9 protein-coding genes are annotated in these 14014 nt (G+C 69.1%); 3 read left to right on the plus strand and 6 right to left on the minus strand.

All coding sequences use genetic code 11. The features are described 5' to 3' along the window. Positions 1 to 86: 86 nt before the first annotated feature. Together CFB49_RS03280 and hmpA are read left to right on the plus strand one after the other, a co-directional pair. Positions 87 to 638: a cob(I)yrinic acid a,c-diamide adenosyltransferase gene (locus CFB49_RS03280; protein ID WP_069616703.1), complete on the plus strand. Its 552-nt coding sequence runs from the start codon at positions 87 to 89 to the stop codon at positions 636 to 638. Positions 639 to 731: 93 nt separating this feature from the next. Beyond that, positions 732 to 1940 carry an NO-inducible flavohemoprotein gene (hmpA, locus tag CFB49_RS03285; protein ID WP_089490686.1) on the plus strand — a complete coding sequence of 403 codons (1209 nt, stop codon included), beginning with the start codon at positions 732 to 734 and terminating at the stop codon, positions 1938 to 1940. 92 nt (positions 1941 to 2032) lie between these two features. Here hmpA and CFB49_RS03290 read toward each other — a convergent pair whose 3' ends face one another. The 6 genes from CFB49_RS03290 to CFB49_RS03315 all read right to left on the minus strand — a co-directional run bounded on the left by CFB49_RS03290 (position 2033) and on the right by CFB49_RS03315 (position 10921). Beyond that, entirely contained in the window at positions 2033 to 2422 is a 390-nt protein-coding gene (locus tag CFB49_RS03290; protein ID WP_069616701.1) for a type II toxin-antitoxin system VapC family toxin, read from the minus strand. Beyond that, positions 2419 to 2688, minus strand: a complete 270-nt coding sequence (locus CFB49_RS03295; RefSeq protein WP_089434574.1) for a type II toxin-antitoxin system Phd/YefM family antitoxin — start codon at positions 2686 to 2688, stop codon at positions 2419 to 2421. The genes CFB49_RS03290 and CFB49_RS03295 overlap by 4 nt, the downstream gene beginning before the upstream one ends. 122 nt (positions 2689 to 2810) lie before the next feature. Next, the gene (gene aroG, locus CFB49_RS03300) at positions 2811 to 3884 is read right to left on the minus strand and encodes a 3-deoxy-7-phosphoheptulonate synthase AroG (protein ID WP_069616699.1); all 1074 of its coding nucleotides are present in this window, start codon (positions 3882 to 3884) and stop codon (positions 2811 to 2813) included. Positions 3885 to 4282: 398 nt separating this feature from the next. After that, on the minus strand, positions 4283 to 5749 hold the full coding sequence (gene tldD, locus CFB49_RS03305; RefSeq protein WP_069616698.1) for a metalloprotease TldD: 1467 nt from the start codon (positions 5747 to 5749) through the stop codon (positions 4283 to 4285). 84 nt (positions 5750 to 5833) lie between these two features. Beyond that, a complete protein-coding gene (locus tag CFB49_RS03310; protein ID WP_089490687.1) occupies positions 5834 to 6661 on the minus strand; it encodes a carbon-nitrogen hydrolase family protein in 828 nt (275 codons plus the stop codon). 60 nt (positions 6662 to 6721) lie between these two features. After that, entirely contained in the window at positions 6722 to 10921 is a 4200-nt protein-coding gene (locus CFB49_RS03315; RefSeq protein WP_069616696.1) for a YhdP family phospholipid transporter, read from the minus strand. A 230-nt stretch (positions 10922 to 11151) separates the two neighbouring features. Between CFB49_RS03315 and glnE the strand changes: the two genes are divergently transcribed. Then, positions 11152 to 13953 (plus strand): bifunctional [glutamate--ammonia ligase]-adenylyl-L-tyrosine phosphorylase/[glutamate--ammonia-ligase] adenylyltransferase, encoded by a 2802-nt coding sequence (gene glnE, locus CFB49_RS03320; protein ID WP_089434575.1) that lies wholly within the window; start codon positions 11152 to 11154, stop codon positions 13951 to 13953. Positions 13954 to 14014: the final 61 nt, after the last annotated feature.

Here is a 14014-nt window from a genome sequence, read left to right on the forward strand (position 1 = left end):
GCCTGCTGCGCCTCCCGCCGCGGGCTGCGATAATCGCGTTCCAGCCAACCGGGCCGCGTCGCGGCCGCGCACGAGAGGACATTCGCATGGGCAACCGCTTGAGCAAGATCGCGACGCGCACGGGCGACGACGGCACCACCGGGCTCGGCGACGGACGGCGCATCGGCAAGGACGACGCGCGGATCGCCGCGATCGGCGACGTCGACGAACTGAACTCGACTCTCGGCGTGCTGCTGGCCGAGCCGCTGCCGGACGACGTACGCACCGCGCTCGTCACGATCCAGCACGACCTGTTCGATCTCGGCGGCGAGCTGTGCATCCCCGGCCACGCGGTGCTCGACGACACGCATCTCGCGCGCCTCGACCAGTGGCTGGCCGATTACAACGCGACGCTGCCGCCGCTGAAGGAATTCATCCTGCCGGCCGGTTCGCGCGCGGCGTCGCTCGCGCACGTCTGCCGAACCGTGTGCCGCCGCGCGGAGCGCTCGATCGTCGCGCTCGGCCGCGGCGACACGCTCAATGATGCGCCGCGGCGGTACGTGAACCGGCTGTCCGACCTGCTGTTCGTGCTGGCGCGCGTGCTGAACCGCGCCGGCGGCGGCGCCGACGTGCTGTGGGAGCGCGGGCGCGTCCGCTAGCGCGGCGTCATGTTTTGCGCACTGCGACAATTTGCCCGAGGGGGCCTTGTTTTTAAACATGTATTGTATGTGCATGTTTAACGGAGAACGAACATGACCCACCTCACTGCTGACCAGATGGCCCGTGTGAAGGCCACCGCCCCTGTCCTCGCCGAGCACGGCGCGACGATCACGAAGCATTTCTATCAGCGCATGTTCGCGCGTCATCCGGAACTGAAGAACCTGTTCAACCAGACGCACCAGAAGACCGGCAGCCAGCCGGAGACGCTCGCGAAGGCCGTCTATGCGTATGCGGCGAACATCGACAACCTCGGCGCGCTGGGCGGCGCGGTGTCGCGCATCTCGCACAAGCACGCGAGCCTGAACATCCGCCCCGAACATTACCCGATCGTCGGTGAGAACCTGCTCGCGTCGATCGTCGAGGTGCTGGGAGACGCGGTCGATGCCGCCACGCTCGAAGCGTGGCGCGTCGCGTACGGCCAGCTCGCGCAGATCCTGATCGGCGCCGAGGCCGACCTGTACGCGAATGCCGCGTGGAGCGGCTTCCGCCCGTTCAAGGTCGCGCGCAAGGTGCGTGAAAGCGACGAGATCACGTCGTTCTACCTGACGCCCGCCGATGGCGGCGACGCGCCGACCTTCGAGCCGGGCCAGTACATCACGGTGAAGCGTTTCGTCGGCGATCTTGGCGTCGACCAGCCGCGCCAGTACAGCCTGTCGGACGCGCCGCATGGCAAATGGCTGCGCATCTCGGTGAAGCGCGAGGCCGGCAAGGCCGACGCGATCCCGGCCGGCAAGGTGTCGACGCTGATGCACGATGGCGTCGAAGAGGGTGCGATCGTCGAGGTGACCGCGCCGATGGGCGATTTCTCGCTGAAGCGCGACGTGGATACGCCGGTCGTGCTGATCTCGGGCGGCGTCGGCATCACGCCGATGATGTCGATGGCGTCGACGCTGATCGCCGAAGGCAGCCAGCGCGACGTGCGGTTCATCCATGCATGCCGTTCGGGCGCGGTGCACGCGTTCCGCGACTGGCTGAACGACACGGCGCGCGAGCACGCGAACGTCAAGCGCACGGTGCTGTATGAACTGGTCGGCCCGAACGATCGTGCCGGCATCGATCACGACCTCGAAGGGCGCCTTACGCCGGAGCGTGTGCAGCAGTACGCGCTGGTGCCGGACGCGGACTACTACATCTGCGGGCCGATCGCGTTCATGAAGGCGCAGCGCGATGCGCTCGTCGCGCTCGGCGTCGCGCCGGAACGCGTGAACACCGAGATCTTCGGGTCGGGCGCGCTCGAGTGAGGATCTGACGGCCGGTTGCGGCCGAGGCAACGACGAAATGACAAAGCCCGGCGTGAGCCGGGCTTTTTACTTGCGGCGCCGTGCGGGCGACTTCAGGCGCGCAACATCAGCGTTGCATGGTAGCGCCACACCTTCGGATCGGCACTGACGAGCGGCATGCCTTCGTGCAGCGCCTGCGCGACCATCATGCGGTCGAACGGATCGGCATGGTCCGGGAAATCCGGCAACGCGGCGACTGCCTCGGCGTGATCGCTGCTGATCGGCAACTCTGCAAAACCCGCAAGCCGAAATGCCGAACGTGCGTCTCTCGGATGGACGGGCAGATTGCCTTTGCGGTATTTGATCGCGATTTCCCAAATCGACGCGGCGCTGACGTACAGCGTGTTCTGGGGATGTTCGATCAATGCGGCCGCTTTTGCCGAAAGGTGCGGCGCGCCTTCAGCCGCCCACAGCGCGATGTGCGTATCGAGCAGCAGCTTCACGGTGCAAGCCCCTGGTCCGAGCTGACATCGAAGTCGGCGGCGATCGATTCATCGCCGGCATTGAATGTGTCGACGCTTGTCGGAATGTTCAATCCGGCAAGCAACTGACGGGCTGCGCCGATCCGCTTCGGCGCGGTGTACGGAACGAGCCGGGCGACCGGATGACCATTGCGGGCGATCACGACTTCGGCTTCGCGCCCCGATTCAAGCGCTTCCACGAGGCTGGAAAGCCGCGACTTGGCATCATGCATGTTGACGGTCGACATGGCCAATCCTTTATTAGCTAGATGATGTTAGCTAGTCTAGCAGAGCAACCCGCCGACCGCACGCTGGCCGCATGGCCGGTTCGCCGACAGGCGGGGCCATACGGTCAGCCTGTCGGCGTCCGTCAGTTGCCGCTGCCGCGCGCGACGCGGCGCGCCTTCACCGAGTCCGCGAGGCCTTCGAGCACCTTCACGCTGTCGTCCCACGCGATGCACGCGTCGGTGATGCTCTGGCCGTAGGTCAGCGCGCAGCCTTCCTTCAGGTCCTGGCGGCCCTCGACCAGGTGCGACTCGATCATCACGCCGACGATGCGCTCGTCGCCCGCCGCGATCTGGCGGCCGATGTCGGCGCACACCGGGATCTGGTTCTCGTGCTTCTTCGAGCTGTTCGCGTGGCTCGCGTCGATCATCAGGCGCGCGGCGAGGCCGGCCTTGCCGATGTCCGCGCACGCGGCGTTCACGCTGTCCGCGTCGTAGTTCGGCGTCTTGCCGCCGCGCAGGATCACGTGGCAGTCCTCGTTGCCGGCCGTCGACACGATCGCCGAATGGCCGCCCTTCGTCACCGACAGGAAATGGTGCGGCTGCGACGCGGCCTTGATCGCGTCGACCGCGATCTTGACGTTGCCGTCGGTGCCGTTCTTGAAGCCGACCGGGCACGACAGCCCCGACGCGAGCTCGCGGTGCACCTGCGACTCGGTCGTGCGTGCGCCGATCGCGCCCCACGAGATCAGGTCGGCGATGTACTGCGGGCTGATCATGTCGAGGTATTCGGTCGCGGCCGGCAGCCCCATTTCGTTAATCTGCAGCAGCAGCTCGCGCGCGGTGCGCAGTCCTTCGTTGATCTTGAAGCTGTTGTCGAGATGCGGATCGTTGATGAGCCCCTTCCAGCCGACCGTCGTGCGCGGCTTCTCGAAGTACACGCGCATCACGATTTCCAGCTCGCCCTTGAAGCGTTCGCGTTCCTTCACGAGCCGGCCCGCGTATTCGATCGCCGCCTTCGTATCGTGGATCGAGCACGGCCCGATCACGACGATCAGCCGGTCGTCCATCCCGTGCAGGATGCGATGCATCGACTGGCGCGAGTGGTAGATCAGCTCGGACGCGGCTTCGGAGCACGCGAATTCGCGGATCAGGTGGGCGGGCGGCGTCAGTTCCTTGAGTTCGCGAATGCGGACGTCGTCGGTATTGTGCGGGGGCATGCTGTTTCTCCTGGTTTTCCGGGGCGCCGTTCGGTCAGTGCGCGTGCGGCAGATTCATCAATTCGGGCAATTCAGTAGTTCGGTCGGGGTCGCAGGACCCGCTGCGGCGGCGACCGGCTGGCGAAGGGCGAAAAAAAACCGCCGGGTTCGCCGGCGGTTTTTTCGGGAATTTCGGTTGCGCTTCACGCGCCATCAACCCTCTCGATCCGCCAGCGGTCTGAGATACCAAAAAAAGTAAAAGTAAAACTTGGCGGACATGACGGAAATTCGGCTGGTCAAAAAAGTTGATTCGGAATTTATACCCGGTCCCTGCGCGGCTGGCAACCGGGTTCGTTCAAAAATGCGGACAACCCGCGCGTTTTCGTCAAAATACGCGGATTGTCTGCGCCACGATGCGGTTATGCCGTACCGCCGACCGTCATCTTGTCGATCCGCAGGGTCGGCTGGCCGACGCCGACCGGCACGCTCTGGCCTTCCTTGCCGCATACGCCGACACCCGTGTCGAGCGACATGTCGTTGCCGATCATGCTCACGTACTTCAGCGATTCCGGGCCGCTGCCGATCAGCGTCGCGCCCTTCACCGGGTAGGTGACCTTGCCGTTCTCGATCATGTACGCCTCGGACGCCGAGAACACGAACTTGCCGTTCGTGATGTCGACCTGGCCGCCGCCGAAGTTCACCGCGTACAGGCCGTTCTTCACCGACGCGATGATTTCCTGCGGATCCTTGTCGCCGTTCAGCATGTACGTGTTGGTCATGCGCGGCATCGGCAGTGCCGCGTACGACTCGCGCCGCGCGTTGCCCGTGACCGGCATCTTCATCAGGCGCGCGTTCAGCGTGTCCTGGATATAGCCCTTCAGGATGCCGTCCTCGATCAGCGTCGTGCACTGCGTCGGATTGCCTTCGTCGTCGATGTTCAGCGAGCCGCGGCGGTTCGGCAGCGTGCCGTCGTCGACCACCGTCACGCCCTTCGCGGCGACCTGCTCGCCGATCCGGCCCGCGAACGCGGACGAACCCTTGCGGTTGAAGTCGCCTTCGAGGCCGTGGCCGATCGCCTCGTGCAGCAGCACGCCCGGCCAGCCCGGCCCGAGCACCACCGTCATCGCGCCGGCGGGCGCCGGGCGCGCGTCGAGGTTCACGAGGGCCGCGTGCACGGCGTCGTCGACGTAGCGCGACAGGACTTCGTCGGTGAAGTAGCCGTAGTCGAAACGGCCGCCGCCGCCGCCGGAGCCGATCTCGCGGCGGCCGTTCTGTTCGGCGATCACCGTGACCGATACGCGCACGAGCGGGCGGATGTCGGCCGCGAGCGCACCGTCGCTGCGCGCGACCAGCACGACGTCGTATTCGCCGGCGAGGCCCGCCATCACCTGCGTGACGCGCGGGTCGCGGCCGCGCGCCATCTGTTCGATGCGTTCCAGCAGCTTGACCTTGGCCGTCGCGTCGAGCGACGCGAGCGGATCGGACGGCAGGTACAAGTCGCGGCCCGAGATGCCCGTCAGCGACGAGGCGGCCTTGATTTTCTGGCGGCCGCCGCCGGCCGCCGCGATCGCCTTGGTCGCGGCGGCGGCTTGCGCGATCGCTTCGGGCGACAGGTCGTCCGAGTACGCGAACGCGGTGCGGTCGCCCGCGACCGCGCGCACGCCGACGCCCTGGTCGATGCTGAAGCTGCCCGATTTGACGATGCCTTCCTCGAGGCTCCACGCTTCGCTGCGGGTCGCCTGGAAGTACAGGTCCGCGTAGTCGACGCGATGCGTGAAGATGTCGGCGATCGTGCGCGTGAGCAGGCTTTCGTCGAGGCCGTACGGCGTGAGCAGGATGTCCTTCGCCAGCGCGAGGTTGCGGATGCCGGGTTCGATGATGTTCATGCGGATATCGGGGTTCTCAAAAAGTTGTCGGGTGCTGCCGGGCAGATGGGTGGGCCGCGCGGCGTTTCAAGCGGTGCGGCGGATTCAGCTCAGCACGCGGTGCCGCCACGCGGGCAGGCTCTGGCGTACGTCGGCGATGCGTTGCGGATCGATCGCGCCGAGCACGACGCTCGCGCCCTCGTCGCGCACCGCGACGATCTCGCCCCACGGGTCGATCAGCATGCTGTGGCCCCACGTGCGCCGGCCGTTCTCGTGCTTGCCGCCCTGCGCGGCCGCGAGCACGTAGCACTGGTTCTCGACGGCCCGCGCGCGCAGCAGCGTTTCCCAGTGCGCGCGGCCCGTCGTATACGTAAACGCCGACGGCACGACCATCAGCGCGCAGTCGCCCATCCGGCGATACAGCTCCGGAAAGCGGAGATCGTAACAGACCGACAGGCCGATCTGCCCGAACGGGGCATCGAACGCGACGACCGTGTCGCCCGCGCGGATCGTGCGCGCCTCGTCGAACGATTCGTCGCCTTTCTCGAAGTTGAACAGGTGGATCTTGTCGTAGCGCGCGGCCTCGTTGCCGGACGGATCGAACACGAGCGTCGTGTTCAGCACGCGGTCGGGTTCCGGCGACTTCAGCGGCAGCGTGCCGCCGATCACCCAGATGCCGTGGCGGCGCGCGGCGTCGGCGAGGAACTGCTGGATCGGGCCGTCCCGGTACGGTTCGGCGAGCGCGAGCTTGTCGGTGTCGCGGTGGCCCATGAAGCAGAAATATTCGGGCAGCAGCACGAGCTGCGCGCCTTCGCCGGCGGCTTCGGCGATCAGGCGGCGCGCTTCGGCGAGATTGCGGGTGACGTCCGGCGCGCTCACCATCTGCAGCGCGGCGACCTGGAAGGGCGTGGCGGAACGGGCGTGGTCGGTCATCGCGGAATCGGTTGCGTCATAAATGGGGTGCGGTCCGGCCTCCTGCGGTTCGATGCGCGTTCAATGGCTCGCTGCATCGGCCGGACCGTGATTCATCTTACCCTGATCGCCCCGCACCCGCTCGATGTGCGGGTGCGCCCACGAGCCGGTGATCGTGTAGTCGAGCGCGAACGCGTGCGACAGCGTCTCGGACAGCGCGTAGTTCGCGGCCAGCACGCCGACGCCGAGCAGCGGGTTGATGATGGCTGCCCCGATCGCGGCCGCGCCCGCGCTGATCTTCGGCGCGACGTGCGCATGCAGATCCTGCGTCTCGGTGCCGAGATCGACCGCGCCGCGCACGGTGACGTTCGCGGGGCCCGTCATCATCGAGAAGTCATCGGTGCGCGCGATTCCGTTCGAAATCCGGCCGGTCCCGGCGATCTTGTCGAACGGCAGCCCCTTGCCGACCACGTCGCGGAAATTCAGTGTCAGGAAGCGCGCGAGGCTCTGCAGGCTCAGCACGCCGAGCAGTTTGGCCGCGCCCGGGTCGACCTTCAGGATCTTCCCGTGCTCGAGGTCGACCGCGACCTGGCCGCCGAGCGACGGAAAGTCGAGCGCGGTCGGGCCGCCGCGCCAGCCGACCTTGCCCGTGACCGAGCCGTGACCGTCCGCGAGCGTGCGCGGCAGGCCGACGCGGTCGAGCAGTGCGCCCGCGTTGTCGATGTCGAGCTTGAAGTCGAACACGGTGCGGCGCGGCGCATCGGTTTCATCGGCGCCGCGGGCGAGTGCGCGGCGCGACGTGCGCCAGTTCCCGGTGGCCGTGAGCTTCGCGGCCGGGTTCGACAGTTCCAGCTTGTCGAGCTGCCACACGGGCGTGCCGTCTTCGTCGATGTTGCGCGCGTTGACGACGAGCCGGCCGATGTCGTGATCGCGCGCGACGACCTGGTCGACGATCAGGTCGATCGACGGCATCGGCCGGTCGGTCGGCGTCGGCAGGTTCATCGCGCGGCCGACGAGGTCGTGCTGCGCGCTCTGCGGCACGACGAGCTTCGCGAGCCGCGCGTTGAGCACGCCCGCGCCGTTGTGACCGCCGCCCGGCGCCCACGACAGGTAGCCCGAAACCTGGTTCGACGCGATGTTCGCCTGCCACAGGTCGTCGACGTGCGACGCGCCGACGATCACGTTTTCCCAGTTGCGCTTGAGCAGCTTCAGCGTGCCGAAATGGAACGCGAAGCGCTTTGGCGCGAAGCTCGCGAAATCGACGCGCGGTGCCGCCTGCGGTTCCGGCGCGCGCGGCGTGTCGGGCTTCAGCGTGTGGGCGAGCGCGAGCCATGCGTCGGCGTCCAGCTCGTTGACGTCGACGGCCGCGCTCACGCCGTCCTGCGGCATGTCGGGCATCCGGTGGATGCCCATCGCGCCGCGTACCGCGCGCAGCGGCTGGCCGCGCGTCGCGTCGAGCAGGTAGGTCGCCGTCACCGGGCCGAGCGTCAGGTCGGCGTGTTCGAGGCGTTTGCCGTCCGCCTGCGGCGCCGGCTGCAGCGTGAAGCGGAACGGCATCGGCGTGCCGGCCGGTTTCGCGAACGGCGCCGGGAAGTTCAGCGCGACGCCCGTCAGGTCGGATTGCGCGCTGACGTCGGGCAGGCGGCCCGGCGCGCCGCGCACCGCGATCTTGTACGGCGCGTCGCCGACCACGTGTTCGAGCAGCGCGGCGGCCGCGCCGTGCAGGTTCAGGCCGCGCGCGGCGTCGAGCGCGAGCCGGCCGTCGACGTCCACCGCGTACGGGCCGTGCGACCGGAAGGTGCCGTTCGCGCGCACCGGGCCGCCCAGGAAGCGCGCCGACAGGTCGTGCAGCGATGCGCCGGCCTCGGTGAAGCGGACGCTGCCGCGCAGCGCCGACAGCGGCGGCACGCCGCTGGTCGACAGCGTGTTGCCGCCGAACGCGAGCGCGCCTTCGACGTGCGTGTGCGGATGCGGGACGTGTTGCGGAATCGTGATCTTGAGCGCGAGCGACGCGGGCCCCTGCGCGTCGATCCGCTGGCCGACATGGTTGCTCATCGTGCCGAGCGAGCTGTTGTCCGCATAGTCGATCAGGTCGGCGAGCGGGCCCTGCGCATGGCCGTCGATGATCAGCGGCGAGTGCGACGGATTGCCGAGATCGTCGATGCGGCCCGCGACCTTCGTCAGCGTGACGCGCTTGTAACGCGCGCGCGCGATGTCGAAGCGCAGCTTGTTCTGCGCGAGCTCGAACACGCCGTCGATCCCGTCGAGCGCCGGCCAGACGCTCGGCGTACCGTTCGCGAGCTTGCGCGGCGGATACGGCGTCGGCTCGAAGCGGCCGCCGGTGAACGGCGCGACGATGTGGAACACGCCGGCGTCCGGCTCGTGTTCGAACGGGAATTTCTCGAGCGGGCCGCGCGCGACGATCGACGCGCCCTTGGTCACGTTGCCGTCCTGCAGGGCGTGGCCGAGATAGTCGCGCAGGTGCTCGGACATCCCGGTCGGCAGGTAGCGCGGAATGCGCGCGACCGATGCGCGCGCGAAATCCGCGCGCAGGTCGAGCGACCCGCGACCGTGGCCGGGGTTCGTGTACGAGCCCGACACCGCGATTTCGGCATCGGGGTTCGACACGAACAGGTCGGGCAGCGACACGTCGACGCGCGCGTGCTTGTCGCCGGGCGCGGGCGTGATCGTCCATTTGGCATTGCCGCGCAGCCGGTCGAACGTCAGGCGGGGCTCGTCGAATTCGCCGGGCACGGTGACGGCCGCGTGGACCGTGTCGAAATGCGCGGCGCCGCCCGTCTCGTTCGCATCGACGCGGCCCCACAGGTTCTCGACGCCCGGCCAGCCGGCGCGCGGGTGACCGCGCGGCGAGAGCCCGGGCGGCGGCTCCTGCGCGGCGAAGCTGATGCCTTGCAGATCGCCGAGAAAGCGGTAGCGGACGATCGGCGCGGCGCCCATGCGCCGCTCCTCGTCGGCGAGATCGGCGTGCGCGGGTTTCGCGCGCTCGACCTCGATGTGATAGTTCGACACCATCCCGCGCGGGTCGATCTTGATCAGCTCGTTGCGCAGGCGCGCCGGCAGCGGCAGCCCGCGGATGAATTCGCTGAGGATGCCGAGATCGACGCGGTCGCCGACCACGCTGAGCAGTTGCCCCTGGTTCGCGGTCGGCACGCGGTAGCGCGCCGTCAGCGTCGACAGCGCGAGCGAGCGGGCGAGCGGCGTGCCGTCCGGCAGCGGCGGCTGGCCGAGCTCCGCATTGAAGCGCGTCAGGTGCAGCGTGTAGTCGTGGCCCGCATCGAGCACCATGTCCCAGCCGAAGCCGACCGTCGGCACGTCGAGCCGCGGCTGCGTCGGGCGCACGCGCAGCGCGACGTCGGCGCCTTGCAGGTCGCCGCCCGCCGAGCGCAGGTGGCCGTCGCCGAAGGTCGCCCAGATCGCGTTGTCGATCCGGCCCGCATGGATCGTGAGCGGCACGTCGAGATAGCGCGTGAGCGTCTGCAGGTCGACGGGGCCGGTCGACAGGTACGCGTCGCCCGTCCAGTTCGCCGGCTTGCCGATCGGCGCGAGCGGCTTGTGCCTGAAGCGGGCGCGGAAATCGAGCGGGCCGAGCAGCAGCGTGCCGTTCGCGGGCGCCTGCAGCGCGGCCTTGTGCACGCGGCCGTCGTTCAGCACCGCGAGCCGGATGCCCGCCAGCACGAGTTCCGGCGCGTCGTGCTGCGCGTCGCGCCAGCGCAGCGTGCCGCCGCGCAGCACGATCGCTTCCTGCTTCAGCAGCCAGGTGCCGAACGTGTCGTTGCCGCCGTGGGTGGTCGCAACGCCGACCCCCGCCACGCTCAGCGAGCCGTCGGCCGCCCGCGCGACGACGAGGTCGGGCTGGTCGACGATCAGGCTCGACAGCGCGGGCGACAGCCGCAGCAGCGACATCCACGACAGCGCGGCCGTCGCATGCGGCACCGACAGCGCGACCTTGCCGTCGCGGCCGCGGATCGTCAGGTTCGTGAGTTCGACGCCCGGCTGCATGCCGGACCAGTTCGGGGAAAGCTTGCCGATCGAAAGCTGCGCGTGGAGCTTGTCGGACACCGCGCGTTCGATGCGCGGGCGGAATTCGTCGATGCGGGGCAGCAGCACGTAGCGCAGCCCGAGGAAGGCGCCGGCCGCGACGAAGTAGCTGCCGATCCCGACTGCCAGCGTCACCCTGAACACGCGACGCAGGACCGGATGATCGTGCTTCGGAGGTCCCGCTTCGGGCGCAGCTACGGCGGATTCCTGACGGTCGGACATGCGGCGGACGGGCGGCGATATGGTAGTTTTGCAGACTGACGTTGAAATGTATCACACGGGTTCGTGCCGGCGGCCGTTGGAGGCAGCGCGGCACGGGCTTTCCGGCGCGCGGTGTCGCGACGGGCGCACGCGCGTCCGGCGGCGCCGTGCCGAGTCCATGGGGCCGGCGGCAGCGGGGCGCGTACGCGCCGGTCCGCTGCCGCCGGCCTTTTCGCCAGGCCCGCTTCTCGATGACCGACGCTTCCGCCCTGATCAGCACGTCCTATTCCCGATACCTTGCGCGCGCGGCTGCCGCGCGCCCCGCGCTGGCCGAGCAGATCGCCGCGTGGGCAGCCGCGCCGCTCGGCCGCGCGCAGCTCGACGCGCGCCTCACCGAGCTGCTCGCGACGCCGGCCGGCGCCGCCGCGCCGGGCGACGAGCAACTGAAGCGCGCGCTGCGGCAGTTGCGCGCCGAGGCGTTCGGCGCGGTCGCGGAGCGCGACCTGCGCGGGCTGGCGGACGTCGCCGAGGTCACGGGCGCGATGACCGATCTCGCCGAAGTGGCCGTGCAGCGCTCGCTCGCGCTGCTGTCGGCCGAACTCGAGGCGCAGTACGGCGAGCCGCGCGGCGCCGACGGCCAGCGCGTCGTGCTCGGCGTGGTCGGGATGGGCAAGCTCGGCGGCCGCGAGCTGAACGTGTCGTCCGACATCGACCTGATCTTCGTGTACGAGGACGACGGCGAGACCACTGGCGGCACGCGTTCGCCGCTGTCCACGCAGGAGTACTTCACGCGGCTCGGTCGGCGCCTGATCGGCGTGCTGTCCGAGGTCACGGCCGACGGCTACGTGTTTCGCGTCGACATGCGGCTGCGTCCGAACGGCGATTCGGGGCCGCTCGTCTGCAGCATCGGCATGCTCGAGGAATATTTCTACGTGCAGGGGCGCGAGTGGGAACGCTATGCGTGGATCAAGGGGCGGCTCGTGTCGGAAGGCGGCAGCGACGCGGCGCAGCGGCTCGCGGCGCAGCTCGAATCGATCGTCAAGCCGTTCGTGTACCGGCGCTATCTCGATTTCGGCGTGATCGGCGCGATCCGTTCGCTGCACCAGCAGATCCGGCACGAAGCCGCGCGGCGCGCGTCGATGCGCCCCGACAAGGCCGACGACATCAAGCTCGGGCGCGGCGGGATCCGCGAGATCGAGTTCAGCGCGCAGGTGTTCCAGTTGATCCGCGGCGGCCAGGATGCGGGATTCCGCGTGCGGCCGACGCTCGCGGTGCTGCGCCACGCGCAGGCGCGCGGGCTGATCGGCGACGACGTGCGCGAACGGCTCACCGACGCGTACAACTTCCTGCGCACGCTCGAGCACCGGCTGCAGTACCGCAACGACGCGCAGACGCACGCGATGCCGGTCGAGCCCGACGAGCGCGCGGCGCTGGCCGCGTCGCTCGGTTTTGCCGACTACGCGGCGCTGATGACGGTGCTGGACGGCCACCGCACGTTCGTCGAAGCGCAGTTCGACCAGATTTTTGCCGACAAGGCGAACGGCGGCCCCTGCGCGGCCGGCGACGACACGGCAGCCGCGTGGATATGGAGCGGCGCGCTGGCCGACGACGGCGAGGACGACGCGCTGGTCGCGCGCCTCGACGGCCTGGGCTTCGCCGATCCGGCCGCCGTGCTCGCGCGGCTGCGCGCGATCTGGCAATCGTCGCGCTACACCGGGCTGCCGGAAAAGAGCCGGCAGCGCTTCGACAGCGTCGCGCAGCGGGCGCTCGACGCCGCGCCGAAGATCGACGCCGCGCGCCGCGACGACACGATCGTGCGCCTGTTCGACCTGCTCGAGACGGTCAGCCGGCGCGGCGTCTATCTCGCGCTGCTGACCGAATATCCGGCCGCGCTCGATCGCGTGCTATCGGTGCTCGGCGCGACGCGCTGGGGCGGCGGCTACCTGATCCGCCACCCGCAACTGCTCGACGAGCTGCTCGACGACGAGGCGATCGCGAGCCCGTTCGACTGGCCCGCGTTCAAGGATGCGCTGCGCGCGCGGCTCGCGGCGGCCGACGGCCCCGAGCAGCAGATGGACCTGCTGCGCCATGCACAGCACGCGGAGGTGTTCCGAATCCTGCTGATCGACCTGGCCGGGCAACTGTCGGTCGAGCACGTGAGCGACCGGCTGTCCGAGCTGGCCGACGCGGTGCTCGACGTGACGATCGAAGTCGTCTGGTCGCAGCTCGCGAAGCGCCATCGCGACGTGCCGAAGTTCGCGGTGATCGCGTACGGCAAGCTGGGCGGCAAGGAGCTCGGCTATGCGTCGGATCTCGACCTGATCTTCCTGTACGACGATCCGGACGAGCGCGCGGCGGACGTCTACACGACCTTCACGCGGCGCCTGATCACGTGGCTCACGACCGCGACCGGCGCGGGCGCGTTGTTCGACATCGACCTGCGGTTGAGGCCGAACGGCGAGGCCGGGCTGCTCGTCACCGATCTCGACGCGTTCCGCCGCTATCAACTGCGCGAGGGCGATGCGGCGAATACCGCGTGGGTGTGGGAGCACCAGGCGCTGACGCGCGCCCGCTACAGCGCGGGCGACGCGCAGATCGGCGCGGATTTCGAGGCGATCCGCCAGCAGGTGCTGACGACGCCGCGCGACGGGGCCGTACTCGCGAAGGAGATCGTCGACATGCGCGGCAAGGTGTTCGCCGGCCATCCGAACCACACCGAGCTGTTCGACCTGAAGCACGATCGCGGCGGGATGGTCGACATCGAGTTCATCGTCCAGTACTGGGTGCTGCTGCATGCGTCGAGCGACGCCGAGCTGATCCGCAATACCGGCAACATCGCGCTGCTGCGCGAGGTCGCGCGTTTCGGGCTGATGGGCGAGGACGAGGCCGAGCGCGTCGGCGCGGCGTACCGCACGTACCGGAAGCTGCAGCACAAGCTGCGGCTCGACGGGATGGAGAAGGCGCGCGTCGAGCCGGCCGTGGTGGCCGACGAGCGGGCGGCCGTGACGGCGCTGTGGGAGCGCGTGTTTGGGGCGGTTGAAACGGGCGGTTGAGTGGGGGTGTTCGAGGCGAGTGTTCGAATCGGCGGGCAGGGCGCGCGCGCTCGGTCGGCCG

This window comes from Burkholderia sp. AU17457 (genome assembly GCF_002223255.1).
In the GTDB taxonomy this organism is placed as follows: domain Bacteria; phylum Pseudomonadota; class Gammaproteobacteria; order Burkholderiales; family Burkholderiaceae; genus Burkholderia; species Burkholderia sola.